The 25,860-nt window shown below is 69.6% G+C and carries 27 protein-coding genes, 1 tRNA gene and 1 riboswitch; of the genes, 9 read left to right on the top strand and 19 right to left on the bottom strand.

What is annotated here, in order from left to right:
- Positions 1 to 30: 30 nt before the first annotated feature.
- The 4 genes from ACWGIH_RS02950 to ACWGIH_RS02935 form a co-directional block, all read right to left on the bottom strand.
- Positions 31 to 519, bottom strand: coding sequence for a hypothetical protein (locus ACWGIH_RS02950; protein WP_453448745.1), 489 nt, complete (start codon positions 517 to 519; stop codon positions 31 to 33).
- A gap of 104 nt (positions 520 to 623) precedes the next feature.
- Positions 624 to 1,619: a GlxA family transcriptional regulator gene (locus ACWGIH_RS02945; RefSeq protein ID WP_453448746.1), complete on the bottom strand. Its 996-nt coding sequence runs from the start codon at positions 1,617 to 1,619 to the stop codon at positions 624 to 626.
- A 25-nt stretch (positions 1,620 to 1,644) separates the two neighbouring features.
- The gene (locus ACWGIH_RS02940) at positions 1,645 to 3,207 is read right to left on the bottom strand and encodes an MFS transporter (RefSeq protein ID WP_453448747.1); all 1,563 of its coding nucleotides are present in this window, start codon (positions 3,205 to 3,207) and stop codon (positions 1,645 to 1,647) included.
- 189 nt (positions 3,208 to 3,396) lie between these two features.
- Complete coding sequence (locus ACWGIH_RS02935; protein ID WP_453448803.1) at positions 3,397 to 4,608, bottom strand: DUF445 domain-containing protein; 1,212 nt, start codon at positions 4,606 to 4,608, stop codon at positions 3,397 to 3,399.
- A 457-nt stretch (positions 4,609 to 5,065) separates the two neighbouring features.
- Between ACWGIH_RS02935 and ACWGIH_RS02930 the strand changes: the two genes are divergently transcribed.
- Entirely contained in the window at positions 5,066 to 6,385 is a 1,320-nt protein-coding gene (locus tag ACWGIH_RS02930; protein ID WP_453448748.1) for an SGNH/GDSL hydrolase family protein, read from the top strand.
- Positions 6,386 to 6,430: 45 nt separating this feature from the next.
- Here the strand turns inward: ACWGIH_RS02930 and ACWGIH_RS02925 are convergent, their stop codons facing one another.
- From ACWGIH_RS02925 to ACWGIH_RS02910, 4 genes are read right to left on the bottom strand one after another with little or no spacing between them, the layout of a single operon-like run.
- On the bottom strand, positions 6,431 to 7,249 hold the full coding sequence (locus ACWGIH_RS02925; protein WP_453448749.1) for a DUF1707 SHOCT-like domain-containing protein: 819 nt from the start codon (positions 7,247 to 7,249) through the stop codon (positions 6,431 to 6,433).
- Between the two features lie 10 nt (positions 7,250 to 7,259).
- Positions 7,260 to 8,225, bottom strand: a complete 966-nt coding sequence (locus tag ACWGIH_RS02920; protein ID WP_453448750.1) for an ABC transporter ATP-binding protein — start codon at positions 8,223 to 8,225, stop codon at positions 7,260 to 7,262.
- 6 nt (positions 8,226 to 8,231) lie between these two features.
- Positions 8,232 to 9,074 carry an ABC transporter permease gene (locus tag ACWGIH_RS02915; RefSeq protein WP_453448751.1) on the bottom strand — a complete coding sequence of 281 codons (843 nt, stop codon included), beginning with the start codon at positions 9,072 to 9,074 and terminating at the stop codon, positions 8,232 to 8,234.
- The gene (locus ACWGIH_RS02910; RefSeq protein ID WP_453448752.1) at positions 9,067 to 9,888 is read right to left on the bottom strand and encodes an ABC transporter permease; all 822 of its coding nucleotides are present in this window, start codon (positions 9,886 to 9,888) and stop codon (positions 9,067 to 9,069) included. Before ACWGIH_RS02910 ends, ACWGIH_RS02915 begins: the two co-directional genes overlap by 8 nt.
- Before the next feature lie 217 nt (positions 9,889 to 10,105).
- Here ACWGIH_RS02910 and ACWGIH_RS02905 point away from each other — a divergent pair, with 217 nt between their 5' ends.
- A complete protein-coding gene (locus tag ACWGIH_RS02905) occupies positions 10,106 to 12,631 on the top strand; it encodes a transglycosylase domain-containing protein (protein WP_453448753.1) in 2,526 nt (841 codons plus the stop codon).
- Positions 12,632 to 12,643: 12 nt separating this feature from the next.
- Here the strand turns inward: ACWGIH_RS02905 and ACWGIH_RS02900 are convergent, their stop codons facing one another.
- The 3 genes from ACWGIH_RS02900 to ACWGIH_RS02890 form a co-directional block, all read right to left on the bottom strand.
- The gene (locus ACWGIH_RS02900; protein WP_160505255.1) at positions 12,644 to 12,964 is read right to left on the bottom strand and encodes a DMT family transporter; all 321 of its coding nucleotides are present in this window, start codon (positions 12,962 to 12,964) and stop codon (positions 12,644 to 12,646) included.
- 47 nt (positions 12,965 to 13,011) lie between these two features.
- A riboswitch (guanidine-III (ykkC-III) riboswitch) is annotated at positions 13,012 to 13,073 on the bottom strand.
- A gap of 81 nt (positions 13,074 to 13,154) precedes the next feature.
- The gene (locus tag ACWGIH_RS02895; protein WP_363309366.1) at positions 13,155 to 13,511 is read right to left on the bottom strand and encodes a GroES family chaperonin; all 357 of its coding nucleotides are present in this window, start codon (positions 13,509 to 13,511) and stop codon (positions 13,155 to 13,157) included.
- 43 nt (positions 13,512 to 13,554) lie between these two features.
- Positions 13,555 to 13,884: a DUF3618 domain-containing protein gene (locus ACWGIH_RS02890; RefSeq protein ID WP_453448754.1), complete on the bottom strand. Its 330-nt coding sequence runs from the start codon at positions 13,882 to 13,884 to the stop codon at positions 13,555 to 13,557.
- A 169-nt stretch (positions 13,885 to 14,053) separates the two neighbouring features.
- Between ACWGIH_RS02890 and bcp the strand changes: the two genes are divergently transcribed.
- From bcp to ACWGIH_RS02875, 3 genes are all read left to right on the top strand, one after another.
- Positions 14,054 to 14,521 carry a thioredoxin-dependent thiol peroxidase gene (gene bcp, locus ACWGIH_RS02885; RefSeq protein ID WP_453448755.1) on the top strand — a complete coding sequence of 156 codons (468 nt, stop codon included), beginning with the start codon at positions 14,054 to 14,056 and terminating at the stop codon, positions 14,519 to 14,521.
- Between the two features lie 136 nt (positions 14,522 to 14,657).
- On the top strand, positions 14,658 to 16,154 hold the full coding sequence (gene proP, locus ACWGIH_RS02880) for a glycine betaine/L-proline transporter ProP (RefSeq protein ID WP_453448756.1): 1,497 nt from the start codon (positions 14,658 to 14,660) through the stop codon (positions 16,152 to 16,154).
- Positions 16,155 to 16,275: 121 nt separating this feature from the next.
- Positions 16,276 to 16,358, top strand: a tRNA-Leu gene (locus ACWGIH_RS02875).
- 61 nt (positions 16,359 to 16,419) lie between these two features.
- Here the strand turns inward: ACWGIH_RS02875 and rdgB are convergent.
- From rdgB to ACWGIH_RS02855, 4 genes are all read right to left on the bottom strand, one after another.
- The gene (rdgB, locus tag ACWGIH_RS02870) at positions 16,420 to 17,025 is read right to left on the bottom strand and encodes an RdgB/HAM1 family non-canonical purine NTP pyrophosphatase (RefSeq protein ID WP_453448758.1); all 606 of its coding nucleotides are present in this window, start codon (positions 17,023 to 17,025) and stop codon (positions 16,420 to 16,422) included.
- A 29-nt stretch (positions 17,026 to 17,054) separates the two neighbouring features.
- Positions 17,055 to 17,450: a hypothetical protein gene (locus tag ACWGIH_RS02865; protein WP_453448759.1), complete on the bottom strand. Its 396-nt coding sequence runs from the start codon at positions 17,448 to 17,450 to the stop codon at positions 17,055 to 17,057.
- A 151-nt stretch (positions 17,451 to 17,601) separates the two neighbouring features.
- Positions 17,602 to 18,333, bottom strand: coding sequence for a ribonuclease PH (rph, locus tag ACWGIH_RS02860; protein WP_451204085.1), 732 nt, complete (start codon positions 18,331 to 18,333; stop codon positions 17,602 to 17,604).
- 117 nt (positions 18,334 to 18,450) lie between these two features.
- Positions 18,451 to 18,684 (bottom strand): glucose PTS transporter subunit EIIB, encoded by a 234-nt coding sequence (locus tag ACWGIH_RS02855; RefSeq protein ID WP_409057923.1) that lies wholly within the window; start codon positions 18,682 to 18,684, stop codon positions 18,451 to 18,453.
- A 247-nt stretch (positions 18,685 to 18,931) separates the two neighbouring features.
- On the opposite strand from ACWGIH_RS02855, the gene ACWGIH_RS02850 reads away from it, so the two are divergent.
- The 3 genes from ACWGIH_RS02850 to ACWGIH_RS02840 all read left to right on the top strand — a co-directional run bounded on the left by ACWGIH_RS02850 (position 18,932) and on the right by ACWGIH_RS02840 (position 22,810).
- Positions 18,932 to 20,245: a PTS transporter subunit EIIC gene (locus ACWGIH_RS02850; protein WP_453448760.1), complete on the top strand. Its 1,314-nt coding sequence runs from the start codon at positions 18,932 to 18,934 to the stop codon at positions 20,243 to 20,245.
- A 266-nt stretch (positions 20,246 to 20,511) separates the two neighbouring features.
- Positions 20,512 to 21,777, top strand: a complete 1,266-nt coding sequence (locus tag ACWGIH_RS02845) for a PTS transporter subunit EIIC (RefSeq protein ID WP_453448762.1) — start codon at positions 20,512 to 20,514, stop codon at positions 21,775 to 21,777.
- A gap of 88 nt (positions 21,778 to 21,865) precedes the next feature.
- Positions 21,866 to 22,810: a DUF7916 family protein gene (locus ACWGIH_RS02840; RefSeq protein ID WP_453448763.1), complete on the top strand. Its 945-nt coding sequence runs from the start codon at positions 21,866 to 21,868 to the stop codon at positions 22,808 to 22,810.
- Between the two features lie 26 nt (positions 22,811 to 22,836).
- Here the strand turns inward: ACWGIH_RS02840 and ACWGIH_RS02835 are convergent, their stop codons facing one another.
- Positions 22,837 to 23,589, bottom strand: a complete 753-nt coding sequence (locus ACWGIH_RS02835; RefSeq protein WP_453448764.1) for an MBL fold metallo-hydrolase — start codon at positions 23,587 to 23,589, stop codon at positions 22,837 to 22,839.
- Positions 23,590 to 23,812: 223 nt separating this feature from the next.
- On the opposite strand from ACWGIH_RS02835, the gene ACWGIH_RS02830 reads away from it, so the two are divergent.
- On the top strand, positions 23,813 to 24,274 hold the full coding sequence (locus ACWGIH_RS02830; RefSeq protein ID WP_453448765.1) for a type II toxin-antitoxin system PemK/MazF family toxin: 462 nt from the start codon (positions 23,813 to 23,815) through the stop codon (positions 24,272 to 24,274).
- A 64-nt stretch (positions 24,275 to 24,338) separates the two neighbouring features.
- On the opposite strand, the gene ACWGIH_RS02825 is transcribed toward ACWGIH_RS02830, so the two are convergent.
- The 3 genes from ACWGIH_RS02825 to ACWGIH_RS02815 form a co-directional block, all read right to left on the bottom strand.
- Positions 24,339 to 25,292, bottom strand: coding sequence for a PLP-dependent cysteine synthase family protein (locus tag ACWGIH_RS02825; protein WP_453448766.1), 954 nt, complete (start codon positions 25,290 to 25,292; stop codon positions 24,339 to 24,341).
- A gap of 6 nt (positions 25,293 to 25,298) precedes the next feature.
- On the bottom strand, positions 25,299 to 25,577 hold the full coding sequence (locus tag ACWGIH_RS02820) for a MoaD/ThiS family protein (protein WP_363211437.1): 279 nt from the start codon (positions 25,575 to 25,577) through the stop codon (positions 25,299 to 25,301).
- Positions 25,578 to 25,708: 131 nt separating this feature from the next.
- Positions 25,709 to 25,810 (bottom strand): putative leader peptide, encoded by a 102-nt coding sequence (locus tag ACWGIH_RS02815; protein ID WP_336605789.1) that lies wholly within the window; start codon positions 25,808 to 25,810, stop codon positions 25,709 to 25,711.
- Positions 25,811 to 25,860 lie beyond the last annotated feature (50 nt).

The following is a 25,860-nucleotide window of genomic DNA, read 5'->3' as shown; positions in this document are numbered from 1 at the left end:
GGGGTGCCCCCACTCCGCGGGCCGCGTGGCTCAGGCCTCACTGTCCCTGAACAACCGCGCGAACCCCGCCACCGCAAGCACCCCCGCCCCCATCACCAGCACGAAGAACCCCCACGCCAGCGGCCACACCGCCGCGTCCGGTTCCGGGTGGCTGTCGAAGGAGACGTACATCAGCGTTGCCGGCGGGCCCGCCACGAGGAGCAGTGCCCATGCCAGGCGGTCCCGGTAGCCGAAGTAGGCGGCCAGGGCCAGCATCGAGATGGTCAGGGCGGCTATTCCGAGCGCCGTCACCGGTGACGTCTCGTTGATCGCGCCGGGCGTCTCGGGGCGGTTGCGCAGGTCCCAGGGCAGGCAGACGAGGTACGCCGCCACCGCCAGGCCCGCTCCGAGCAAGCGCGTCACCCAGCGCCGCAGCGGCGGGCTGCCGGGCAGGGACGTCAGCAGGTTCCGCGGATTCATGGGGCTCAGTTCGTGGCGCGGGCTGATCCGCGGGCTCATGTGCATCGACTTTGCCGTCATGCGTACGAGCCTGCCGACCTCTCCAGGGGGCGCGACAGAGTACGCGTACTCAGACCGAGCACGCGTACCAAGACCGAGTACGCGGACTCAGACCGGCCCATCCTCTAGGCCCGTCCCCTGAACGTCATCCGGTAAGCCCCCGGCGACACCCCCAACCCCGCCTGAAAGTGCTGCCTCAGCGACGCGCCCGTGCCGAAGCCCGCCTCCGTCGCGATGCGGTCGACCGTGCGGTCCGTCTCCTCCAGGAGCTCGCGTGCCCGGTCCACGCGGCGCTGCGTCAGCCACTGCATCGGCGTCAGGCCCGTCTCCTCGCGGAAGCGGCGGCTGAAGGTGCGGACACTCATCGACTCCTGCTCGGCCATCTCGGCCAGTGTCAGGGGCTCCTCCAGACGCTTCTGTGCCCATTCCCTGGCCCGGCCCGTCGACGTCAGCCGCGGCTCCGCCACCGGGCGGCGGATGTACTGGGCCTGGCCGCCCTCGCGGTGCGGGGGTACGACGGTGCGGCGGGCCACGTCCGCCGCCACCGCCGCGCCGTGGTCGCGGCGGATCATGTGCAGGCAGAGGTCGATGCCCGCGGCCTCGCCCGCGGAGGTGAGGACCGCGCCCTCGTCCACGTACAGGACGTCCGGGTCGACCGTCACGCCCGGGAACGTGCGGGCGAAGAGGTCCGCCGACAGCCAGTGGGTCGTTGCCCTGCGGCCGTCCAGGAGGCCCGCTGCCGCCAGGACGAAGGCGCCGGTGCAGATGGAGGCGACACGGGCGCCGGTGGCGGACTCCAGCGCCTCCGCCAGGGCCGACGGCAGCTCGCCCGGCCGCAGGGACTCGTCCTCTTCGTGCGAAGCCGGGACGATCACCGTGTCCGCGGCGGCCACCGCCTCGGGGCCGTGCTCGGCGTGGACGGGGAAGTCGGCGTCCGTGCGGATGATGCCGGGGGTCAGGGCACAGGTCGTCAGGTCGTAGAGGCGGGTTCCCCGCTGCGAGCGTGCGTTGCCGAACAGCTGGTGCACCAGGCCCAGTTCCATCGGCAGTACGCCGTCCCTGACGAGCACCGCCACCCGGTGCGGGACCTCCGGGTAGTCCACAACTCCCTCTCCGCCCATGCCCGGATCCTTTCATCCAACTCGCCTACGCCTCCGCCTTCGCCTCCGACAGCGGGCTCGCGATGTCCTCCAGCGAACGCCGCTCCGCCTTCACCGCGAACACCGCCGCGACAAGCCCCGCCGCGCACATCAGGCCCGCGCCGATCTGGAAGGCGAGCACCGTGTCGCCGACGACGCCCGACTCCGTCAGCTTGGCGAAGATCAGCGGTCCGCTGATGCCGCCGGCCGCCGTACCGATGGCGTAGAAGAAGGCGATGGCCATGGCCCGGGTCTCCATGGGGAAGATCTCGGAGACCGTCAGGTAGGCGCTGCTCGCGCCCGCCGACGCGAAGAACAGGACCACGCACCAGCAGGCCGTGAGCGTCGCCGCGCTGAGCGAACCGCGGTCGAAGAGCCAGGCCGTGCCGAAGAGCAGGACACCCGACACGATGTACGTCGACGAGATCATGATCCGGCGGCCGACCGTGTCGAAGAGCTTGCCGAGGAAGAGCGGGCCCAGGAAGTTGCCCGCGGCGATGACGGCGAAGTAGTAACCCGTGTTGCCCGAGGGGACGTCGAAGAACTTGGTGAGGATCGCGCCGAAGCCGAAGGTGATCGCGTTGTAGAGGAACGCCTGGCCGATGAAGAGGGACAGGCCGAGCACCGCGCGCTTGGGGTAGTCCCGGAAGACGGTCCTGGCGATGAGGCCGAAGCCGATGCTCTTGCGCTGGTGGATGGTGATCTCGCGCTCGGGCGGCGGCAGGCGTTCGCCCTTCTCCTCCTCGATCTCCCGCTCCACCGCCGTGACGAGGGTGTCCGCCTCCTCGCCGCGGCCGTGGATGAACTGCCAGCGCGGGCTCTCCGGGACATGGCTGCGTACGAGCAGGATCACCAGGCCCAGGACGACGCCGAGGGCGAAGGTGAGCCGCCAGCCGAGGTCCTTGGGGAAGATGCTGGTGTTCAGCATGACGACGGAGAGCAGCGAGCCGCCGATCGCGCCGAGCCAGTAGCTGCCGTTGATGATCAGGTCGACCCGGCCGCGGTACTTGGACGGGATCAGCTCGTCGATGGCCGAGTTGATGGCCGCGTACTCACCGCCGATGCCGAAGCCGGTGAGGAAGCGGAAGAGGAAGAACCACCAGGCGTCGAAGGAGAGCGCGGTGAGGGCGGTGGCACCGAGGTACACCGCGAGGGTGACCATGAAGAGCTTTTTCCGGCCGTACTTGTCGGTGAGGCGGCCGAAGAAGAGCGCCCCGGCGCAGGCGCCCGCCACGTAGAGGGCCGCCGCGGTGCCGGTCACCTGGGCGGAGCTGATGGCGAGGCCGCTGCCCTCCTCGGAGAGGCGGCTGGCGATGTTGCCGACGGTGGTGACTTCCAGGCCGTCCAGGATCCAGACCGTGCCGAGGCCGATCACGATCATCCAGTGCCAGCGGGACCAGGGCAGCCGGTCCAGGCGGGCGGGGACGGCCGTGGTGACGGTGCCGGTCTCACCACCGGTGGCGGTCCCGTCATCGGCGCCGGTCCCGCCACCGGCTCCGGCTCCGGTCTCGCCATCGGTGCGTTTCCGGTCGGGGGGCGGCGGCGATGCGGGCGTGGACGACGCGGTCATGGCGGGCGGCTCCTTCCGCTGTTCCCACGTCGCCGGCCTGCTGTTCCCGCGGGCCCCGCGGGCCGGCACGGCTCCCGCGGCTCGGGCGACGGCCCTCTCGGCATCGGGAGAGCTCCTCCAGAGTGCCCGGCAATGGCGCCCTCACGCGCGCTGAGCCGCCGGAAGGCCCCCGCCTCGGCCCGCAGCCCCCTACGCCCCCAGCAGCCGCGACACCGAATAGATCGCGAGCCCCGCCAGCGCCCCCACGACCGTGCCGTTGATCCGGATGAACTGGAGGTCGCGGCCGATGTGGGCCTCGATCTTCTTCGACGTGTGCTCGGCGTCCCAGCCCGCGACCGTGTCGGTGATGAGGGAGGTGATCTCGTCGCGGTACGTCGTCACCACGTACACCGCGGCGCCCTCGACCCAGCCGTCGACCTTCTGCTGCAGCCGGCCGTCCGTCGCCATCCGCGAGCCGAGCGAGAGCAGCGCGGCCCGCACCCGCAGGCGCAGTTCGCTGCGCTCGTCCTCGGCGGCGGCCACGATCATGCCGCGTACGGCCGACCAGGCGGACGCGATGAGGTCCTGCACCTCCCCGCGGCCGAGCACCTCACGCTTGAGGCGCTCCACGCGCTCGCGGGTGTCGGAGTCGGACTGCAGGTCGGCGGCGAAGTCGGCCAGGAAGCGGTCGACGGCTCCGCGCGCGGGGTGCTCGGGCATGTCCCGCATCTCGGCGAGGAAGCGCAGCAGTTCCTTGTAGACCCGCTCGCCGACCTTCTTGTCGACGAACCGCGGGGTCCAGCCGGGGGCGCCGCCCTGCACCGCGTCCATGACCGACTCGTCGTGCAGCACCAGCCAGTCGTGGGCGCGGGCGCAGACCAGGTCGACGACCCGCTTGTGGCCGCCGTCCGCGACGACCTTCTCCAGCATCTTGCCGATGCCGGGGGCGATCTCCTGGGCGTCGGCGCGGCGCGTGATGGCCTCGCCCACGACCGCCTGGACGTCGGAGTCGCGCAGGACGGTCAGGGCGCCGCGCAGGGCCGTGGCCAGTTCGGCGGTCACCCGGTCGGCGTGGTCGGGGTCCGCGAGCCAGGTGCCGAGGCGACTGCCGATGCCCACCGCGCGCAGCCGGCCGCGTACGACGTCGGACGAGAGGAAGTTCTCGCCCACGAAGTCACCGAGGGAGGCGCCCAGTTGGTCCTTCTTGTTCGGGATGATCGCCGTGTGCGGGATGGGCAGGCCGAGCGGGTGGCGGAAGAGCGCCGTCACGGCGAACCAGTCGGCGAGCGCGCCGACCATGCCGGCCTCGGCCGCCGCGGCGACGTAGCCCGCCCAGGCGCCGGCGCCGGAATTCTGGGCCCACTTGGCGAGTACGTAGACGAGTGCGACGAAGACGAGGAGGCCCGTCGCGGTGATCTTCATCCGGCGGACGCCGCGCCGCTTCTCCTCGTCGGCGGGGCTGTACGTGAAACCGCCTCCACCGCCGCTCGGGACGGAGCCGCCGGTTTCAGCGCCGGAGCCCGTGCCGGAACCCGCACCGGAACTCGCGCCGGAGCCTCGCAGGACGCCGCTTGAAGGGCGGAGCTCACGGGCATGCTGCCCGGAAGCCACCCCTTCGGACGCATCCTCCGGAATTGAACGATTCGTACGTTCCACTCACTCCACCTGACCCGTTCGCGTGGTTCGCGGCGTCCTCATCCGTATTGTCCCTGCCGCTCTGCGTCCCTTCCTGACCGACTCCTGGAACGGACCACAAGTTCCCGGCGTCTCAATGGTCGGAGGGGGGCAGTGTCGGCCGCCTCACGGCCCATGACGCATCATGGGGTGATCACATCGGAGCCTCGATCAGGCTCCCCCTGCTCGAGGAGACACAGCCCGCATGACCAAGCGTCACGGTTATGCCCTGCTTGCCGCGGTCCTCGCGGTAATAGTGGTGATTTCCGCCGCCATATACCTCGGTGTATCCACCGACGACGGATCTCAGGACACCATCAGCGCGGGGCCCCGCGGCCCGCGCAATTCCGCGGCGCCCGCCTCGGCCGGCACCTGGGTCGGCACCTGGGCCGCATCCCCCGCGGCGGCCGAACCAAACACGCACCGCAACGGTTTCGCGGGCAGCTCCATCCGCAATGTCGTGCACACCAGCGTCGGCGGCGACAGCGCCCGCATCACCCTGTCGAACCTGTACGGGCAGCAGCCGCTGAGCATCACCCACGCCTCCATCGCCGTCGCGGTGGGGTCGAACAACCCGGCGGCCGCGCCGGGCACCCTGCGCCGCCTGGCCTTCAACGGCAACACCTCCGTGGTGATCCCCGCGGGCCAGCAGGTCATGAGCGACGCGGTCCGGCTGCGCGTGCCGCACGACGGCGACCTCCTGGTCTCGACGTACTCGCCGACCCCTTCGGGCCCCGTCACCTTCCACCCGCACGCCCGCCAGGTCAGCTACGTCGCCGAGGGCGACCGCACCGAGGACCAGAACGGCGCCGCGTACACCCAGCAGAGCACCTCCTGGCGCTACCTCTCGGCGGTGGACGTCCTGAGCAACCAGTCGGACGGCACCGTCGTCGTCTTCGGTGACTCGCTCACCGACGGCATCTCCTCCACGATGGGTGCCAACGCCCGCTGGACCGACAACCTGGCCGACCGCCTGCGCGACGAGTCCGGCGCCCCGCGCTACGGCGTCGTGAACGAGGGGATCAGCGGCAACCGCGTCCTCTCGGACGGCAACGGCACGCCCGCGGACAACCCGAGCGGCCTCTCGCGCTTCGACCGCGACGTTCTCGACCGGACGGGCGTCAAGGCCGTCGTCGTCGCGCTCGGCGTGAACGACATCCTGCGCAACCCGCACCAGAACAACCCCGACCGCATCGTGGAGGGCCTGCGCGAACTGACGCGCCAGGCGCACACGCGCGGCCTGCGGGTCGTCGGGGCGACCCTGATGCCGTTCGGCGGCCACCGGGGGTACGAGCCGGCCCTTGAGAACGTGCGCCAGGCGGTGAACGAGCAGATCCGCGACGGCAAGGTGTTCGACGAGTTCGTCGACTTCGACCGGGCCCTGCGGGATCCGTACGACCCCCGCAAGCTGCGCGGCGCGTACGACTCGGGCGACCACCTGCACCCGAGCGACCTGGGCTACCGCAAGATGGCCGAGACGTTCAACCTGACGCACCTGCGGGGCTCCGCGGCCGCCGAGCTGTAATCCCCGCCGACCGCCGCCGAGCGCCGCAGGGCCCCACCGGTCAGGTCAGTCGCCGGAACCGCCGACCCCGTCGCCGGGCGACGGATGAGACGTGTCGGACTTGTGGCGGTGCTGGTGCCGTCGGCGGTGCTGGTCGGCGCGCTCCAGATGTCCGGCGCGCCGCTCCAGTTGGGCCGCGCGCCGCTCCTCGCGCCGTTCGAGACGCTCACGGCGGCGCTCCTCCTTCAGGCGCAGCTTCTCGACCCGGCGGATCTTGCGGTCCACGCCGACGCCGCCCATCAGGGCGAAGCCCTTGACGACCACGCGGGGCGAGCCGGGGGTGCCCTCCCCGGTCGCCTTGTCGTCGAAGCCGCCCATGAAACCGAAGCCCTTGACCAGGACGGTCATCTCGGGCGGCACGATGACCTGCATGCCGCCCATGACGGTCCAGCAGCGGATCTCCACGTCGCGTTCCGTGAACCGCGCCTCGCGCAAGTCGATCTCGCCGCCGCCCCACATCGCGAACCCGTCGAACTGCCGGCCGACCACCCAGCCGCCCTTGCGGCTGAACCCGCCCCAGAAGGCGAAGCCGAGCTTCGACGACGGTTCGCCGGCCACCATCCGCTCGGACCAGTCGATGGCGGCGGGGTCGTCGCTCACCGGCCCCTTCACCATCGACACCTTGATGCCCACCGCCGGAAGATCCCGCGTGATCGGCTCCAGCTCGCCGTACGTACGCGCCTTGTACGTCGCGTCCAGGCGCTCCTCGAACTCCTCCATGTCCAGGCGGCCCTCGGCCACGGCGTCACGGAGTCGTTCGGCGACACGTTCACGGTCGGCGTCGGCGGCCCGGAGATCCGGGAGATGAGGCTGCTCGTCGGTCATACGAAGCAGCCTACGAGGTCGACTTCTCCGCGTACATCTTGGCGATGACCGCCTCGATGTCGGGTTCCCTGACCGAGAGGTCGACCATCGGATACCGGGCCGCGACCCGGGCGACAAGCGGAGCTGCCGACTCCGCGGCGGGGAAGGCGAGCCACTGCCGCGGCCCCTCCACCTTCACCACGCGGGCCGACTCCACCTCTATGGCCGGCAGTTCGCGCTCCAGGTCGACGACCAGGGTCCGCTCGCTCTCGCCCACCTCGTGCAGCCCCGCCAGCGGCCCGTCGTACATCAGACGCCCGTGGTCGATAACCATCACCCGCTTGCAGAGCTGCTCGATGTCGGTCAGGTCGTGCGTGGTGAGCAGGACCGTCGTCCCCGCCTCCGCGTTCAAGTCCCGCAGGAATCCTCGGACCTTGGCCTTGCTGATCACGTCGAGACCGATGGTCGGCTCGTCCAGGTAGAGCACCTCCGGATCGTGGAGGAGCGCCGCCGCGATGTCACCGCGCATCCGCTGGCCGAGAGAGAGCTGGCGCACGGGGACGTCCAACAGGGCGGCCAGCTCCAGGAGTTCCACGCAGCGCTCCAGGTTCTCCTTGAAACGGGCGTCCGGGATGCGGTACATGCGGTGCATCAGGCGGTACGAGTCGATCAGCGGCAGGTCCCACCACAGCGTGGTGCGCTGCCCGAAGACCACACCGATGCGCCGCGCGAGGCGGGTGCGCTCGCGGGAGGGGTCGATCCCCGCGACCCTCAGCCGCCCGCCGCTCGGCGTCAGGATGCCGGTCAGCATCTTGATCGTCGTCGACTTGCCCGCTCCGTTCGGGCCGATGTAGCCGACCATCTCGCCGCGCGGCACGGTGAAGCTGATGCCGTCGACGGCACGCACCTCGTGCTTCTCGCGCCGCATGAAGCCGGTCTTCTTGCGTACGTCGAAGACCTTCTCGACGCGGTCCAGCTCGATGAGGTCCTTTTCCACGGCGGTTCAGCTCCCTGTGCTGCGGTACGAACGAAGGCCCGTGCGCCAGGCGAGGCCGGCCGGCGCGAGGAGGAGGGCGGCCACGAGCGGCGGCGTGAACGCCACCCACGTCGGCAGGTCCAGCGGATAGGGGCGCCCCAGGACATAGAGCGCGGGGATCCAGTTCACGAAGGCCAGCGGCAGGATGAAGGTGACGCCCCGCACCAGGTCCTTGGCGAAGACGGTCGGCGGGAACTGGAGCAGCGTGGTGCCGCCGTACGTGAAGGCGTTCTGCACCTCGGCCGCGTCCTGCGCCACGAACTGGAAGGCCGCGCCCGCCACGAACACGGCCGCGAAGATGCCCGCGCCGCAGAGCAGCATCAGCGGGACCATCAGCGCCTTCAAGGGGGTCCAGTCGATGTCCAGGACCACCAGCGCGTACCCGAGGACGAGCGTGCCCTGCAGCAGCCTCCCGATCCTGTGCAGCCCGAAGCGGTCGGCGGCGACCTGCGCGATCACCGGGGCCGGCCGCACCAGGAGGGTGTCGAGCGTGCCGTCGCGCACGCGTCTCCCGAGCCGGTCCATGGACCCCAGGGAGAGGTCGGCGAGCCCGAACGAGGTGCACGTGGCGCCGTACAGGAAGGCGATCTCGGAGAGCGAGTAGCCGCCGAGCCGGTCCACCTGGGAGAACATCAGCAGGATCGCCGCGAAGTCGAAGGCGGTGACGGCGAAGTTGCCGAACGCGGTCATCACGAAGGACAGCCGGTAGGCCATCAGGGAGCGGATCCACATGGCGGAGATCAGCCGGTAGGCCCGAAGCCCGTCGCGCACCTGCGTAAGGCCGCCCCGCACACGCGCCAGGTCAGCCACCCTGGACCACCACCCGACGCGTGGCCACGGCCTGCAGCAGCCGCCCGGCCGTCAGCAGCACCGCGGCCCAGCCGATCTGGAAGGCGTACGTCCGCACCAGGTCCAGGCCCGTGTGCTTGCCGAGGAACACGTCGGCGGGCACCTGGAGCAGCGCCGACCAGGGCAGCGCGCGGGCGAACTCGCCGAGCGCGCCCGGGAAGACGTTCAGCGGGAGCAGCATCCCGGAGAAGAAGGTGCCCGCGAGCATGGCCACCTGGGTGGTGCCCGCGCCGTCCATCAGCCAGAACGCGGAGAGCGCCACCAGGAAGCGGATCGCGAAGCTGACAAGGGCGCCGAGGATCACGGCGAGCAGGAAGGCCAGCCAGCGCAGCGGTTCGGTGGGCAGCGCCAGGTCGAAGATGAGCGCGCCGATCACCATCGGCACGACACCGCGCCCGAGCAGCTGGAACAGGGCGCGGCCCAGGTCGGTCGCCAGCCACCAGAGCTGCAGGTCGGCGGGGCGGTACAGGTCGACGGCGATGTCCCCGGTGCGGATCCGCTCGATCAGCTCGCCCTCGAAGCCGCCGCCCATCAGCGCCATCACCGTGAGCAGCGCCTGGCCCAGCCACACGAACGTCAACGCCTGCGACTGGTCGTAACCGCCGAGCCCCGGCCGCTCGTCCCACAGGGCGATGTAGGTGTACGCGAGGATCAGCCCGAAGACCGTGTTGGTGAACACTCCCGCCAGGGTCGCCGTGCGGTAGGTCGCGTACCGTCTGAAGCCTCCCCGGGCGACGGCCGCGTACAAGCGGAACCGTCCTGTACGCACACGCATCCCCTTTAGCGAGAGCCTTGACGAGTTGACGAGAGCCTTGACCGAAGCCCTGCCCGGCCTGGGCCAAAGAGACGGAGCCTAGTGCGGACGTCATCGCTCTTGCCAGGCATTTTCCGCACGCGGCGCGTGCCTGGCGGGGAACGCATGAAGCGACAGTGTGCAATGGGTCGTACGAGGCGTACGTGACGTACGACGCGAACCGGGAGTTCCACGAGACATGAGCAGCGACGAGCCGCAGCAGCAGGGCGCCAAGAAACCCGAGGGATGGGCGCCCCGCGAACCCGTGGACACCCCGGACGGCACACCGACCGGCACACCGGACGGCGCCCCGACCGGCACACCGGACGCGCAGGACGCCGAAGACACCGGCAAGAAGGGCAAGAAGAAGCGCCCCAAGCGCAAGGGCTGGCGGCGGATCTTCCCCACCTGGCGCATGGTGCTCGGCGGTTTCATCCTGCTGATCCTGCTCTGCGTCGGCGGCTTCGTCGCGGGCTACATGATCGTCGAGATCCCGCCCGCCAACGCGGCGGCCACCGCGCAGAGCAACGTCTACCTCTACGCCGACGGCACCCAACTGGCCCGCGACGGCGAGGTCAACCGCGAGAACGTCCCGCTGAGCCAGATCCCCAAGGAAGTCCAGCACGCCGCGCTCGCCGCCGAGGACCGGGACTTCTACAGCGAGTCGGCGGTCGACCCCAAGGCGATGATCCGCGCCGCCTACAACACCGTCACCGGCAAGGGAAAGCAGTCCGGTTCGACGATCACCCAGCAGTTCGTGAAGAACTACTACCTCGGCCAGGAACAGACGGTCACCCGCAAGGCCAAGGAGTTCTTCATCTCCATCAAGCTGGACCGCGAGGTGAGCAAGGACGACATCCTCGCCGGGTATCTGAACACCAGCTACTTCGGGCGCAACGCGTACGGCGTACAGGCCGCGGCCCAGGCGTACTTCGGCGAGGACGTCAAGGACCTCGACACCGCCCAGGGCGCCTACCTCGCGACGCTCCTCAACTCCCCCAACGCGTACGACGTGGCGACCCACCCGGAGAACAAGCAGCGCGCCGAGGGCCGCTGGAACTACGTCCTGGACGGCATGGTCAAGGAGGGCTGGCTCAGCGCCGCCGAACGGGCGAAGACCAAGTTCCCCGAGCCGAAGGAAGCCAAGGGCGCGTCCGGTCTCTCCGGCCAGCGCGGCTACCTCGTGCAGGCCGTCGAGGACTACCTGACGTCCCACGACATCGTCGACGAGGACACCCTGGCCAAGGGCGGCTACCGCATCACCACCACCCTCCAGAAGGACCGCCAGGACGCCTTCAAGGAGGCCGTCGACGACCAGGTGATGTCCAAGATCGACAAGGATGCCCGCAAGGTCGACCGCAACGTACGCGCGGGCGGCGCCTCGATCGACCCGAAGACCGGCAAGGTCGTCGCCATGTACGGCGGCATCGACTACACCAAGCAGTACGTCAACAACGCCACCCGCCGCGACTACCAAGTGGGCTCCACCTTCAAGCCGTTCGTCTTCACCTCGGCCGTGGAGAACGGCTCGGTCACCCAGGACGGCCTCCCCATCACCCCCAACACGATCTACGACGGCACCAACAAGCGGCCCGTACAGGGCTGGGACGGCGGGTCGTACGCCCCCGAGAACGAGGACGACGTCGACTACGGCGACATCACCGTCAGGACCGCCACCGACAAGTCCGTCAACTCCGTGTACGCGCAGATGGCCGTCGACGTCGGCTCGGACAAGGTCAAGGACACCGCCGTCGCCCTCGGCGTCCCCGAGAGCACCCCCGACCTGACCGCGTCCCCCTCCATCGCGCTCGGCCCGTCCACGGCCTCCGTCCTGGACATGACGGAGGCGTACGCGACGCTCGCCAACCACGGCAAGCACCCCACGTACACGATGGTCGAGAAGGTCACCAAGGGCGGCCAGGAGATCGAACTGCCCGAGCAGACGACCGCGCAGGCCGTCAGCCGCGAGTCCGCCGACACCACCACCTCGATCCTGCAGAGCGTCGTCGACGGCGGCACCGGCACGGCGGCCCAGGCCGCGGGCCGCCCCGCGGCCGGCAAGACCGGCACCGCGGAGGAGGACAAGGCGGCCTGGTTCGCGGGCTACACCCCCGAACTCGCCACCGTGGTCTCCGTGATGGGCCAGAACCCCGACACCGGCGCGCACACCCCGCTGTACGGGGCGCTCGGCGAGGCCCGCATCAACGGCGGCGCCTACCCCGCGCAGATCTGGGCCCAGTTCACCAGGGACGCCCTGGAGGGCGAACCCGTGCAGGACTTCGACCTGGAGCTCGAGGACGGCGCCGACGTGCCGCCCGTCCCGGACCCCACGGACGTCGAGGAGGACCCGGCCACCGGCGGGGCCGCCACAGGCGGTGACGACGAGACGCAGGGCCAGGACCAGGGCCAGACCCAGGGCCAGGACCAAGGGCAGACGCAAGGCCAGGACCAGGGCCAGACCGAGGGCCAGGACCAGGGCCAGACGCAGGGCCAGGACCAAGGGCAGACGCAGGGCGGACCGACGGACGGCGGCACCACCGACGGCTCGACCGTCGACGGCGGCGCCACCACCGACGGAGGCGCCGCCCAGGGCGGCCAGACCGACGGCTCCACCGCGGACGGCGGCACAGGCGTCGACGAAGGAGCCCTGAACGGCGGCCTCACGGAAGGCACGGCGTCCAGAAGGAAGGGCGAGGGCAGCCCGGCGTACTACTACTACGACTAGCGCCCCTGCGTACTAGTGCCCCGAGGTCGCCTTCAGACCCACGACGGCGACCAGCAGCAACACCACGAAGAAGATCCGGGCGGCGGTGGCGGGCTCACCGAGGACCATCATCCCGACCACCGCCGCACCGGCCGCACCGATGCCGACCCACACGCCGTACGCCGTACCGATCGGCAGCGTCTTGGCGGCATGCGAGAGCAGCATCATGCTCGCGACGATCCCGAGGCCGGTGAACACGCTCGGCCACAGCCGCGTGAACCCCTCGGTGAACTTCATCCCGATCGACCAGCCCACTTCGAGCAGACCGGCGACGATCAACAGAACCCAGGCCACGAGGCACCTCCGACACGTGAGACGCGAGATCGCGTCACTTGAATGGGGGTGCGTCGTCTTTGCGGAAACCCGGTACGGCGCGTCTCGTCGGGGTCCTTAAAAGGTAGCAAAGGACACGCGAAAGGGGCTGGTGACGATGGTCACCAGCCCCTCACGCACGTTCCTCGGCAGCCCTACAGATGCGGCGGCCCTACAGATAGAGCCCCGTCGAATCCTCCGAGCCCTCGAACCGGTCGGCGGCCACGGCATGCAGATCGCGCTCGCGCATCAGCACGTACGCCACACCCCGCACCTCCACCTCGGCCCTGTCCTCCGGGTCGTACAGAACCCGGTCACCCGGCTCCACCGCCCGCACGTTCTGCCCCACCGCGACGACCTCCGCCCAGGCGAGACGCCTGCCGACGGCGGCGGTCGCGGGAATCAGGATGCCGCCGCCGGACTTGCGCTCACCCTCGGCGGTGTCCTGCCGCACGAGCACACGGTCGTGCAGCATCCGGATGGGCAGCTTGTCGTCGTGGGGGCTGTGTCCCCGGCTCTTGGCGCTCACGCCCCGAACCTACCTGCCGAAGGACGCCACGGACGATGCCGGGTCAGCCCTTGCGGCGCCGCGTGCTCACCGCGAGCATCCCCACCAGACCCACGACCACCAGCGCCACCGGCACGATGCGCTCCAGACGCGGCCCACCGTCCTCGTGCACCAGCTGGGCCCGCACATCGGACACCACCCGGTTCGCGCCGACGTACGCCCGCCCGAGGGAGTTGTCCACACTCGCGACGACCTTGGCCTTCGCGTCACCCACGATCGTCTTCGGGTGAACCCGCACCCCGATCTCGTCGAGCGTCTCGGCGAGCGTCACGCGACGGCGCTTGATGTCCGCCTCGATCTGCGCCGGGGTCCTGATATCCGACGTGTCCGACACCGCGCTGCCTCCGTGGTCGTGTCCGGCTGTCTGATTCTTCAGTACGTCTCGCCGACAGTCTGTCAGCTCCACGCGCAACCCACCCCACGGCACCCCTATTACGCTCGACTCCGTCACCACACGTTTTCCGAACAGCCTGTTACGAGCACCCTGCGCGAGGAGACCGAAGATGAGCGAGCGACTCAACCCCGGCGACACGGCCCCGGCCTTCACCCTGCCGGACGCGGACGGCAAAGAGGTCTCCCTCGCCGACCACAAGGGCCGCAAAGTCATCGTCTACTTCTACCCGGCCGCCCTCACCCCCGGCTGCACCAAGCAGGCCTGCGACTTCACGGACAACCTCGACGCCCTCGCCACCGCCGGCTACGACGTCATCGGCGTGTCCCCGGACAAGCCGGAGAAGCTGGCCAAGTTCCGCGAGCAGGAAAACCTCAAGGTCACGCTGGTCGGCGACCCCTCCAAGGAGACCCTGGAGGCGTACGGCGCCTTCGGCGAGAAGAAGCTGTACGGCAAGACCGTGACCGGCGTCATCCGCTCCACGGTCGTCGTCGACGAGACCGGCAAGGTCGAGCACGCCTTCTACAACGTCAAGGCCACCGGCCACGTAGCCAAGATCATCAAGGACCTGGGCATCTGACCTGGGCATCTGACCTGCGTTCCCGCCCTTCCCGACCACTGTGACGAACGCCCCCTTCCAGGGGGCGTTCGTTTGCGTCGGCCAAGTTCGAGCAAGTGATGCCAGGAGGATTGTTCGCAGAACGGAAGGACTACCCATGGCGGCCCACGACGAGGCAGCGGCCGACGCCGATGCGGTCAAGCGGCACCGCAACCTTTTCCGGGCCGTCAAGCGGCGCAAAGACCCCCCGCTGCGCCGCACCGACATCACGGTCACGGACGAGGCGGCGGTCAAGCGGGCGGTCAAAGCCGCATCGCTCGGCAACGCCATGGAATGGTTCGACTTCGGCATCTACAGCTACCTCGCCGTCACCATCGGCCACGTCTTCTTCCCGTCCGGGAACGACACGGTCCAGCTGATCTCGTCGTTCGCGACGTTCGCGGTGTCCTTCCTCGTGCGCCCCATCGGCGGCATGGTCTTCGGCCCCATGGGCGACAAGATCGGCCGCAAGAAGGTCCTCGCACTGACGATGATCCTCATGGCCATCGGCACCCTCGCCATCGGCCTGATCCCGTCCTACGCCACCATCGGCTTCTGGGCCCCCGTCCTGCTGATCTTCTTCCGCCTCGTCCAGGGCTTCTCGACCGGCGGTGAGTACGGCGGCGCGTCCACCTTCATCGCCGAGTACGCCCCCGACAAGCGCCGCGGATTCTTCGGCAGCTTCCTGGAGATGGGCACCCTGGCCGGCTACACCGGCGCGGCAGGCCTCGTCCTCATCCTCAACAGCGCACTCGGCGCGGACACCATGGAGCAGTGGGGCTGGCGCGTCCCGTTCCTCGTCGCCGGACCGCTCGGCCTCGTCGGCCTCTACCTGCGGCTGAAGCTCGACGAGACGCCCGCGTTCCAGAAGATGGAGGACGCCACCTTCCACTCGGCGTCCGAAGGGGCGTCGACCGTCGAGACGACGGCCAAGGGCGACCTCGCCAAGATCTTCCGCGAATACTGGCCGACGCTGATCCTCTGCATCGCCCTCGTCGGCGCGTACAACGTCACCGACTACATGCTCCTGTCGTACATGCCGACGTACCTCTCCGACGAACTCGGCTACGACGACTCGCACGGCCTGCTGATCCTCATCGGCACCATGATCATCCTGATGCTGCTCATCACCCAGGTCGGCAAGCTGTCCGACCGCTTCGGCCGCAAGCCGCTCCTGATGACCGGCATGGTCAGCTTCTTCGTCCTCTCCATCCCGGCGTTCCTCCTGATCAAGCAGGGCAGCCTGATCGCGGTCTCCGGCGGCATGCTCCTCCTGGGCCTCTCCCTGCTCTGCCTCCTCGGCACGATGTCGGCGACGCTCCCGGCGCTGTTCCCCACCTCGGTCCGCTACGGCTCCCTGTCGGTGGGCTACAACATCTCCGCCTCCCTCTTCGGCGGAACGGCCCCGCTGGTCATCACGTCCCTGATCAGCGTCACGGGCACGGACATGATCCCGGCGTACTACTCGATGGCGGCGGCGCTCGTCGGCATCATCGCGGTGTCCTGCATGAAGGAAACGGCCCAGAAGCCGCTGTCGGGCTCGCCGCCCTCGGTGGGAACGAAGGAGGAGGCAGCGGAAATGGTGGAAGCGGCGGCTCCGACTCCCCGCTTCTGACCTCTCCCTTCCCTCCCTCCCCTCCCTCTCCGAACGGCCCGCGGGGAGAGGGCCACTCGCCGGACAGCCGTCGGCCGCCGTACACTTACAGCCGCCCGTCTCACTCGACGATGGGCGGCTTGCGGCCTTGGCGGAACGGCAGACGCCTCGCGTTTAGGGCGCGATGGGAGCAATCCCGTGAGGGTTCGAATCCCTCAGGCCGCACTCACCTTCATATGCAAGGTCCGGCTTGCGACTATCGCAGGCCGGACCTTTTGCGTGCACCTCAGCCCAGCAACTCCCGAACCACCGGCACCAGCCCCCGGAACGCCTTCCCCCGGTGGCTGATCGCGTTTTTTTCCTCCGCGGAGAGTTCCGCGCACGTCCTCGTCTCGCCGTCCGGCTGGAGGATCGGGTCGTAGCCGAAGCCGCCCGTGCCTGACGGGGTGTGGCGCAGGATGCCGCGCAGCTGGCCCTCGACCACGCGCTCCGTGCCGTCCGGCAGGGCGAGGGCCGCCGCGCAGGCGAAGTGGGCGCCCCGGTGGGTGTCCGCGTCGATGTCGCCGAGTTGGGCCAGGAGGAGGGCGAGGTTCGCGGCGTCGTCGCCGTGCTTGCCTGCCCAGCGGGCGGAGAAGATGCCGGGGGCGCCGCCGAGTACGTCGACGCAGAGGCCGGAGTCGTCGGCGACCGCGGGGAGGCCGGTGGCCTTGGCGAGGGCGTGGGCCTTGAGGAGGGCGTTCTCGGCGAAGGTGACGCCGGTTTCCCTGACGTCGGGGATCTCGGGGTAGGCGTCCGCGCCGACGAGGTCGTGGGTGAGACCGGCGTCGGCGAGGATCGCCCTGAGCTCCGTGATCTTGCCGTTGTTGCGGGTGGCGAGGATGAGGCGGGTCATGCCCACCAGTATCCGGCCTGCCGGGGGTGCTACGGCGTGCAGACCTTGGTCAGTTCACCCGCCGCGTCCGTGATGGGGCTGAGGTCGGGCGTCGCGTCACCACCGTCGATGGATTGGCGGACGTTGCCGACGGCCTTGTCGAGGTCGTCGACCGCCTTGTTCACGTCGGTGTTGTCGGTCTTCTCGCCGATCTCGTCGATGTTCTTGTCGATGTCGTCGAGGGCCTTGTCGGCCTGCGTGGGGTCGTCGCCCGCCTTCTCGACGGCCTGCTGCAGGTCGGTGACGCTGTCGGCGATGGCGTCGGCGGTCTGGACGCAGTCGAGGGCCTTGTTGACGGCGTCGCAACCGACAAGGCCGATGCCCGCCGGTACGGCGATCAGAACTGCGGTGATGGCGGTGGCTATACGGCGGTGACGCGCGGCCATGCTTGGGTCCCTCCCCGGGTGCTGTACGGGCACACGGCTTTGCCCGTGCGCCCGTATTCGTTAGAACGCTCGGGGAGGGCTGGATGGTTGCTTGCCGGGCCGTCGGGTTGGCGGCTGTCGGGTCGGCGGCCGCGTCGCCGGCCCGCCGGTCCTACTTGGTTGCTTCGAGTGCCTCGCGCTGGAACGCGGCCAGGTCCTCGCAGCCGCCGACGGCGAGGTCGAGCAGGGCGTTGAGTTCCTTGCGGTCGAAGGGCTCGGCCTCGGCGGTGCCCTGGACCTCGACGAAGCGGCCGTCGCCGGTGCAGACGACGTTCATGTCGGTGTCGGCCTTGACGTCTTCCTCGTAGCGGAGGTCGAGGAGGGGGACGCCGCCGACGATGCCGACGGAGACGGCGGAGACGGTGTCGGTGAGGGGCTTGCGGCCGGCCTTGATGAGCTTCTTGCCCTGGGCCCAGGCGACGGCGTCGGCGAGTGCGACGTAGGCGCCGGTGATGGCGGCGGTGCGGGTGCCTCCGTCGGCCTGGAGGACGTCGCAGTCGAGGACGATGGTGTTCTCGCCGAGTGCCTTGTAGTCGATGACGGCGCGGAGGCTGCGGCCGATGAGGCGGGAGATCTCGTGGGTGCGGCCGCCGATCTTGCCGCGTACGGATTCGCGGTCGCCGCGGGTGTTGGTGGAGCGCGGGAGCATCGAGTATTCGGCGGTGACCCAGCCTTCGCCGCTGCCCTTGCGCCAGCGGGGGACGCCTTCGGTGACGGAGGCGGTGCAGAAGACCTTGGTGTCGCCGAAGGAGATGAGGACGGAGCCCTCGGCGTGCTTGCTCCAGCCGCGCTCGATGGTGATCGGGCGGAGCTGTTCGGGGGTGCGGCCGTCGATTCGAGACATGGGTCCGACCCTATCCGGTACGCATGCAGGCCCCGTTCCGGTCGTCGGAGCGGGGCCTGCATGTGTGTACGGCTGGGTCCGGGGTCACCCCCGGGGTGCTGCGGTGCTGCGGTGCTGCTACATCATGTCTTCGATGTCTGCGGCGATGGGGTCGGCGTCGGTGCCGATGACGACCTGGATCGCGGTGCCCATCTTGACGACTCCGTGGGCGCCGGCGGCCTTCAGCGCGGCGTCGTCGACGAGGCTCGGGTCGTGGACCTCGGTGCGGAGGCGGGTGATGCAGCCCTCGACCTCTTCGATGTTCTCGATGCCGCCGAGCCCGGCGACGATCTTCTCAGCCTTGCTGGCCATGGTGTTCTCCCTGTTCTTAAAGGACGCGGCCTCACCACACCGTAGGCCCGCTTTGTCACGGTAACGCACGGTTGGAGCATCTTCGCGGGCGGCTACGGCACTCGTACCCAATGATGGCGATCAAGGTGCCATCCCCCACGGCGATCCTCATGCCATTCCTGCCGGGACGGCACCGCACTCGTTCCGCAACTGGTCTACACCAGTTTTCAACGCCCGCCAAACCTGGCTTGTTCTGGAGGGGACGCCGATGAGTACGGACGCAGCCGCGGTGCCGCAGAAGAAGTGGTGGAACGGCCTGTTCCAGGGTCTCCAGAAGATGGGCCGCAGCCTCCAGCTCCCCATCGCCGTCCTCCCCGCCGCCGGCATCCTCAACCGTCTCGGACAGCCGGACGTGTTCGGTGCGGACGGTCTCGGCTGGGACAACGTCGCCAAGGTCTTCGCGGCGGCGGGCGGTTCCCTCCTGGACTCCACGCTCGGTCTGCCCCTGCTCTTCTGCATCGGTGTTGCGATCGGCATGGCCAAGAAGTCGGACGGTTCCACGGCGCTCGCCGCGGTGGCGGGCTTCCTCGTGTACTACGCGGTGCTCCGCGCCTTCCCGGACGACTGCCCGGCGGACACCACGTTCGGTGCCGCGGGCATGTGGAGCGGGGTCTGCATCGCGGAGGACGGGACGCCCGCGCAGGCCGCGTACCAGAATCCAGGGGTCTTCGGCGGCATCGTGATGGGTCTGCTCGCCGCGTGGTTCTGGCAGCGCTATCACCGCGTGAAGCTGGTCGACTGGCTGGGCTTCTTCAACGGCCGCCGTCTCGTGCCGATCATCATGGCCTTCGTCGGCCTGGTCTTCGCCGGGCTGTGCGTGTGGGTCTGGCCGCCGATCGGTGACGGGCTGACCAGCTTCTCCAAGTGGCTCGTGGATCTCGGGTGGCTGGGCTCGGGCATCTTCGGCGTGGCCAACCGGGCGCTCCTCACCGTCGGTCTGCACCAGTTCCTGAACACGTTCGTCTGGTTCCAGTTCGGCGACTACGAGAAGCCCGACGGCACGATGGTCCACGGTGACATCAACCGGTTCCTGGCGGGCGACCCGACGGCGGGTCAGTTCACGTCCGGCTTCTTCCCGATCATGATGTTCGCGCTGCCCGCGGCGGCCTTGGCGATCACCCACGCGGCCCGGCCCGAGCGCCGCAAGGTGGTCGGCGGCCTGATGCTCTCGGTCGGTCTGACGTCGTTCGTCACCGGCATCACCGAGCCGATCGAGTACTCGTTCCTGTTCATCGCGCCCGCGCTGTACGCGATCCACGCGGTGCTCACCGGTGTCTCGATGGCGGTGACATGGGCGCTGGGGGTCAAGGACGGCTTCAGCTTCTCGGCGGGCCTGATCGACTACGTCATCAACTGGAGTCTGGCGACCAAACCCTGGCTGATCATCCCCATCGGGCTGGTGTTCGCGGTGGTGTACTACGCCCTGTTCAGCTTCGTGATCCGCAAGTTCGACCTGCATACGCCGGGCCGGGAGCCCGAGGAGGAAGCGGAAGCACAGGACGCGGAGCAGACGAAGGCTTAGCCGCTGGCAGGGCCGTCGCCCCGGCCCGTTCGCGCGTCCGTCCGGAAGGCCCCAGGACCCTTTGGTCCTGGGGTCTTTCGACGTTGATTTCACGTTATGGCGGACCCCACAAAACTCGTGGGTTCCTTACGTCACCTTCACCGTGCTACAACAGGTCTACACCACTTAATGGTGTAGACCACGCGGCCGTCCGCCGCGACCCCCGGAGACGCCGCCGTCACCCACTTCCCTGTCCCCAGGCGGCGCCTTGCCCACTGGAGGAAGTTGTGTCCACGGCCAGTGCCGCCCCCGCGGCCGACAAGAAGAAGGGCTCCGGCGCGATGGCTGTCATGCAGCGCATCGGCCGCAGCCTCATGCTGCCGGTCGCCGTGCTGCCCGCAGGCGCCCTGCTCGTCCGACTCGGCAACCCCGACATGCTCGGACGCCCGTCGTTCCCGACCTTCATCACGAAGATCGCCGGCTTCATGGCCGCGGGCGGCAACGCCATTCTCGACAACATGGCGCTGCTGTTCGCCGTCGGCATCGCGATCGGCTTCGCCAAGAAGTCGGACGGCTCGACGGCCCTGGCCGCCGTCACCGGCTACCTGGTCTTCAAGAACGTGCTCGCCACGTTCACCGACCCGAACCTCGACAAGATCGCCAAGGTCGTCGACGGCAAGATAGTCATGACCGAGGCCCCGGTGGACGCCAAGGTCCTCGGCGGTGTCGTGATGGGCATCGTCGTCGCCCTGCTCTACCAGAAGTTCTACCGGACCAAGCTGCCCGACTGGGCCGGCTTCTTCGGCGGCCGCCGCCTGGTCCCGATCCTCTCGGCCTTCGCGGGCCTGGTCCTCGGCATCGTCTTCGGCTACATCTGGCCGATCCTCGGCACGGGCCTGCACAACTTCGGTGAGTGGCTCGTCGGTTCCGGCGCCGTGGGCGCGGGCATCTTCGGTGTCGCCAACCGCGCGCTGATCCCGGTCGGCATGCACCACCTCCTGAACTCCTTCCCGTGGTTCCAGGCCGGTTCGTACGAGGGCAAGAGCGGCGACATCAACCGCTTCCTCGCCGGTGACCCGACCGCCGGACAGTTCATGACCGGCTTCTTCCCGATCATGATGTTCGCGCTCCCGGCCGCCTGCCTCGCGATCGTCCACTGCGCCCGCCCCGAGCGCCGCAAGGTCGTCGGCGGCATGATGTTCTCGCTCGCGCTCACCGCCTTCGTGACCGGTGTGACCGAGCCGATCGAGTTCACGTTCATGTTCATCGCCCCGGTCCTGTACGCGATCCACGCGGTGCTGACCGGTGTCTCCATGGCGCTGACCTGGTCGCTCGGCATGAAGGACGGCTTCGGCTTCTCCGCCGGCGCGGTCGACTTCTTCCTCAACCTCGGCATCGCAAGCAATCCATGGGGCCTGGCCCTGGTGGGCCTGTGCTTCGCGGCGGTCTACTACGTGGTCTTCCGCTTCGCGATCACCAAGTGGAACCTCCCGACGCCGGGCCGCGAGTCCGACGAGGAGCTCGCCGAGATCCTCAAGGCCGAGGCGAAGTAGCCTCCCGCCGCCTTTCGGGACGTAAGCCCCGCACCGTTGCGACCAACGGTGCGGGGCTTCGTCATGTCCTGCGGCTTACGGTCGGAGCATGACCACCCCCCAGGCTCCCCGGGCCCCCAGGACCCCCCGCATCCTCGACCTCGACCGCGACCGGCTCTCCGCGCTCCGTGGCCGCGCCCTGACCGAGTCGGTCGCCGCCGCCGAGGGCCGCACCATGGTCGGCGAGGTCTTCGCCGACCGGGCCGCCCTCGTCCCCATGCCGGGCATGCCCGGTGTGCACAACGCGGAGCTCGTCGCGGCCTTCGGCGCCGACATCGTCGTACTGAACCTGATCGAGCGGGCCTGGGACGGTGAGCGGCTCGACCTGCCGGGCCTCGGCACGTTCGCGTCGATCTCCGAGCTCGCCGCCTTCATCGGCCGGCCCGTCGGCATCAATCTGGAGCCCGGTGACGTCCCCGAGATCCGTCGCGCCAAGCCCGAGTACGCCAGGCGGCTGATCGACATGGGTGCGGCGATGCTGTGTCTGACGGCGAATCCGGGGACGGGCGGTTCGTACGAGGGGCTTGCGCGGGTCACGGAGGAGCTGCGGCAGGGCCTTGGTGACGACGTCGCGCTGTGGAGCGGCAAGATGCATCACGCGGGGCACCCGGAGCGGGTCACGGCCGCCCGGCTCACCTCACTGGTGGACGCGGGCGCGGACGGTGTCGTCATGCCGCTGCCCGGGACGCTGCCCGGCGTCACCAAGGAGCTGGCCGCCGAGGCGGTGGCCGCGGTGCAGGACGCGGGGGCGGTGGTGATGGGGGCGATCGGCACCAGCCAGGAGGGCTCCCACGCGAACGTGGTGCCGCAGCTCGCCCTGAACGCGAAGGAAGTGGGCGTCGACGCCCACCACTTCGGTGACTCCTACCTGCCGGGCATGTGCGATCCGGAGGTCATGTACGCGTACTCGGTCGCGATCCGCGGCCGCCGCCACACCTGGAACAGGATGGCCCTCGGCGGCCGCGGGACCAGGCGCCCGGCCGAGTCGCCCTAGGTCCCGCTAGATCTCGCCGGACCCCTCTAGATTTCGTACGTCCTGCCGGGCGCGGCGAGTTCGGCGGGCCCGTCGTACACCGAGCGCGCGTCCGCCAGGTTCACCTGCGGGTCCGTCCACGGCGGGATATGGGTGAGGACCAGGCGCCCGGCGCCCGCGCGCCGGGCGGACTCGCCCGCCTCGCGGCCGTTGAGGTGCAGGTCCGGGATGTTCTCCTTGCCGTGCGTGAAGGCGGCTTCGCAGAGGAACAGGTCGGTGTCGGCGGCCAGTTCGTCGAGCGCGCCGCACGCACCGGTGTCTCCCGAGTACGTGAGGGACCTGCCGCCGTGCTCGACGCGGATGCCGTACGCCTCGACGGGGTGGTGCACCTTCTCCGTGCGGACCGAGAACGGGCCGATGTCGAACGAGGCCGGCTTGACGGTGTGGAAGTCGAAGACCTCGCTCATCGAGGAGGCCGATGGGGTGTCGGCGTACGCGGTGGTCAGGCGCTGTTCCGTGCCCTCGGGTCCGTAGACCGGGATGGGGGCGCAGCGGCCGCCTTCGTGCCGGTAGTAGCGCGCCACGAAGTAGGCGCACATGTCGATGCAGTGGTCGGCGTGCAGGTGGCTGAGGAAGATCGCGTCCAGGTCGTACAGACCGACGTGGCGCTGCAGCTCGCCCAGGGCGCCATTACCCATGTCGAGCAGCAGCCGGAAGCCGTCGGCCTCTACGAGGTAGCTCGAACAGGCCGAGTCCGCGGACGGAAACGACCCCGAGCAGCCGACGACGGTGAGCTTCATGGAGCGGAGACCTCCGGGGGCGAAACGGGGGTTGTGCGGGGGCCTTGCGGGGGCTCTCGAAGGGCCTGCGACAGGCTCTGCGAGGAGTTCTGCGGTCCGTCGAGCGTAAGGCGCAAAAGGGCCGGTCGCTCCTCCGTCGTGGGCCGTTGTGGGAGAACTCACCTGTGCTGTCACCGGTTCGGGGGGCGCGCGGGGCGCAGAGCGCCCCGGTACCGTCTGCGGTATGAATACGTCGTGGTGGCTCGCCCTGGCCGCCGTGGTGGTGCTGGCGGTGGTAGCGGCGGTGGTGGACGGCCGGGGCCGCAGCGACCGCGGACCCCGCGGGCGGACCACCCGGCCGCCGGGCCGTCCGCGCGGCCCGCGGCGCCGGCCGGCCGCGCCGAGACCGGCGGAGATCTGGTGGGCGCGGGTGCCGTACGAGGACGGCCCGGGGGCGAAGGACCGGCCCTGCCTGGTGCTTTCGGTGCGGGGCGGGAGCGCGGTCGTCGCGAAGATCACCAGCAAGTACCACGACGAGCGGGCCGGGGTGATTCCGCTGCCGCCCGGGTCGGTGGGGGACGCGCGGGGCAGGCCCAGCTTCCTGGAGACGGACGAGCTGCGGGACGTGCCGGTGCGGGAGTTCCGCAGGCGGGCGGGGGCCGTGGATCCGGCGTTGTGGGATCAGGTGCGGTATTTGGCGGGTTGAGCAGCGAAAACGCCGGTCGGGCTGGAGGTTTCCAGTCCGGCCGGCGTTGTGTTCGCGGCTGTTCTCAAGCCCACAGTTGTCCCTGCACCGTTTCGATGGCCTCCTCGGTCGTCGCCGCGGTGTAGACGCCGGTCGAGAGGTATTTCCAGCCACCGTCGGCGACGACGAACGCGATGTCGGCGGACTCCCCCGCTGCCACCGCCTTCTTGCCGACGCCGATCGCCGCGTGCAGTGCGGCACCGGTGGAGACGCCCGCGAAGATGCCCTCCTGCTGGAGGAGCTCACGGGTGCGTGTCACCGCGTCCGCCGAGCCGACCGAGAAGCGGCTGGTCAGGACCGACGCGTCGTAGAGCTCGGGCACGAAGCCCTCGTCGAGGTTGCGCAGGCCGTACACGAGGTCGTCGTAGCGGGGCTCGGCGGCGACGATCTTGATGTCCGGCTTCTGCTCGCGCAGGAAGCGGCCCACGCCCATGAGCGTGCCCGTCGTGCCGAGGCCCGCCACGAAGTGCGTGATGGAGGGCAGGTCCGCGAGGATCTCGGGGCCGGTCGTCGCGTAGTGCGCGCCCGCGTTGTCCGGGTTGCCGTACTGGTAGAGCATGACCCAGTCCGGGTGCTCGGCCGAGAGTTCCTTGGCGACGCGTACCGCCGTGTTGGAGCCTCCGGCCGCCGGGGACGAGATGATCTCCGCGCCCCACATGGCGAGGAGGTCGCGCCGTTCCTGCGAGGTGTTCTCCGGCATGACGCACACGATGCGGTAGCCCTTGAGCTTGGCCGCCATCGCGAGCGAGATGCCCGTGTTGCCGGACGTCGGCTCCAGGATCGTGCAGCCGGGCGTCAACCGCCCGTCCTTCTCCGCCTGTTCGACCATGTGCAGCGCCGGGCGGTCCTTGATGGAACCGGTGGGGTTGCGGTCCTCCAGCTTCGCCCAGATGCGGACGTCATCGGAGGGGGAGAGGCGCGGCAGGCGGACGAGGGGCGTGTTGCCCACGGCCGCCAGCGGGGAGTCGTAGCGAGGCATCCGCGATCAGACCATGCCGCCGGCCACGGCCGGGAGGATCGTCACGTTGTCGCCGTCCGTGAGCTTGGTGGAGATGCCGTCCAGGAAGCGGACGTCCTCGTCGTTCAGGTACACGTTCACGAAGCGGCGGAGCTTGTCGCCGTCCACGATGCGCTCGGCGATGCCCGCGTGCCGCGAGTCGAGGTCGCTGAAGAGCTCGGCGAGGTTGTCGCCGCTGCCCTCGACGGCCTTGGCGCCGTCGGTGTAGGTGCGGAGGATGGTCGGGATGCGGACCTCGATGGCCATGGCTTGGGCTCCTGTCGGGAGAAGTCACGTGGGTGGGCGCGCGGCGGCCCGGTCGTGCGGGTGCGCAAGTGCGGGTGCGTAGGCGTTACGCGGGGGTGGCGCCGCGGCTCACGGCCGTACGGCGGCGGCTGTCAGCGCGAACAGATCGCGCTGGAGAGCCTGCACAAATCGACGTGCAGACGCGCAACGAGCAGCATGCCCGGCATCTTGTCGCTCACGTCGTGGGGAACCATGCGGTCATCGTATCGATTCCCGGTCCGGGTTCTGGAATGTGATCTCACAT

The organism is Streptomyces sp. NPDC054872, assembly GCF_053610705.1.
Note: the sequence above shows the minus strand (reverse complement) of the source record. Positions and strands in the feature narration are given on the sequence as shown.

Excerpts from the sequence above, each read along its gene's own strand:
- ACWGIH_RS02950 (WP_453448745.1), bottom strand. The coding sequence starts at position 519 with ATGACGGCAAAGTCGATGCACATGAGCCCGCGGATCAGCCCGCGCCAC.
- ACWGIH_RS02945 (WP_453448746.1), bottom strand. The coding sequence starts at position 1,619 with ATGGGCGGAGAGGGAGTTGTGGACTACCCGGAGGTCCCGCACCGGGTG.
- ACWGIH_RS02940 (WP_453448747.1), bottom strand. The coding sequence starts at position 3,207 with ATGACCGCGTCGTCCACGCCCGCATCGCCGCCGCCCCCCGACCGGAAA.
- ACWGIH_RS02935 (WP_453448803.1), bottom strand. The coding sequence starts at position 4,608 with ATGAAGATCACCGCGACGGGCCTCCTCGTCTTCGTCGCACTCGTCTAC.
- ACWGIH_RS02930 (WP_453448748.1), top strand. The coding sequence starts at position 5,066 with ATGACCAAGCGTCACGGTTATGCCCTGCTTGCCGCGGTCCTCGCGGTA.
- ACWGIH_RS02925 (WP_453448749.1), bottom strand. The coding sequence starts at position 7,249 with ATGACCGACGAGCAGCCTCATCTCCCGGATCTCCGGGCCGCCGACGCC.
- ACWGIH_RS02910 (WP_453448752.1), bottom strand. The coding sequence starts at position 9,888 with ATGCGTGTGCGTACAGGACGGTTCCGCTTGTACGCGGCCGTCGCCCGG.
- ACWGIH_RS02905 (WP_453448753.1), top strand. The coding sequence starts at position 10,106 with ATGAGCAGCGACGAGCCGCAGCAGCAGGGCGCCAAGAAACCCGAGGGA.
- bcp (WP_453448755.1), top strand. The coding sequence starts at position 14,054 with ATGAGCGAGCGACTCAACCCCGGCGACACGGCCCCGGCCTTCACCCTG.
- proP (WP_453448756.1), top strand. The coding sequence starts at position 14,658 with ATGGCGGCCCACGACGAGGCAGCGGCCGACGCCGATGCGGTCAAGCGG.
- rdgB (WP_453448758.1), bottom strand. The coding sequence starts at position 17,025 with ATGACCCGCCTCATCCTCGCCACCCGCAACAACGGCAAGATCACGGAG.
- ACWGIH_RS02865 (WP_453448759.1), bottom strand. The coding sequence starts at position 17,450 with ATGGCCGCGCGTCACCGCCGTATAGCCACCGCCATCACCGCAGTTCTG.
- rph (WP_451204085.1), bottom strand. The coding sequence starts at position 18,333 with ATGTCTCGAATCGACGGCCGCACCCCCGAACAGCTCCGCCCGATCACC.
- ACWGIH_RS02855 (WP_409057923.1), bottom strand. The coding sequence starts at position 18,684 with ATGGCCAGCAAGGCTGAGAAGATCGTCGCCGGGCTCGGCGGCATCGAG.
- ACWGIH_RS02850 (WP_453448760.1), top strand. The coding sequence starts at position 18,932 with ATGAGTACGGACGCAGCCGCGGTGCCGCAGAAGAAGTGGTGGAACGGC.
- ACWGIH_RS02840 (WP_453448763.1), top strand. The coding sequence starts at position 21,866 with ATGACCACCCCCCAGGCTCCCCGGGCCCCCAGGACCCCCCGCATCCTC.
- ACWGIH_RS02835 (WP_453448764.1), bottom strand. The coding sequence starts at position 23,589 with ATGAAGCTCACCGTCGTCGGCTGCTCGGGGTCGTTTCCGTCCGCGGAC.
- ACWGIH_RS02830 (WP_453448765.1), top strand. The coding sequence starts at position 23,813 with ATGAATACGTCGTGGTGGCTCGCCCTGGCCGCCGTGGTGGTGCTGGCG.
- ACWGIH_RS02825 (WP_453448766.1), bottom strand. The coding sequence starts at position 25,292 with ATGCCTCGCTACGACTCCCCGCTGGCGGCCGTGGGCAACACGCCCCTC.
- ACWGIH_RS02820 (WP_363211437.1), bottom strand. The coding sequence starts at position 25,577 with ATGGCCATCGAGGTCCGCATCCCGACCATCCTCCGCACCTACACCGAC.
- ACWGIH_RS02815 (WP_336605789.1), bottom strand. The coding sequence starts at position 25,810 with ATGGTTCCCCACGACGTGAGCGACAAGATGCCGGGCATGCTGCTCGTT.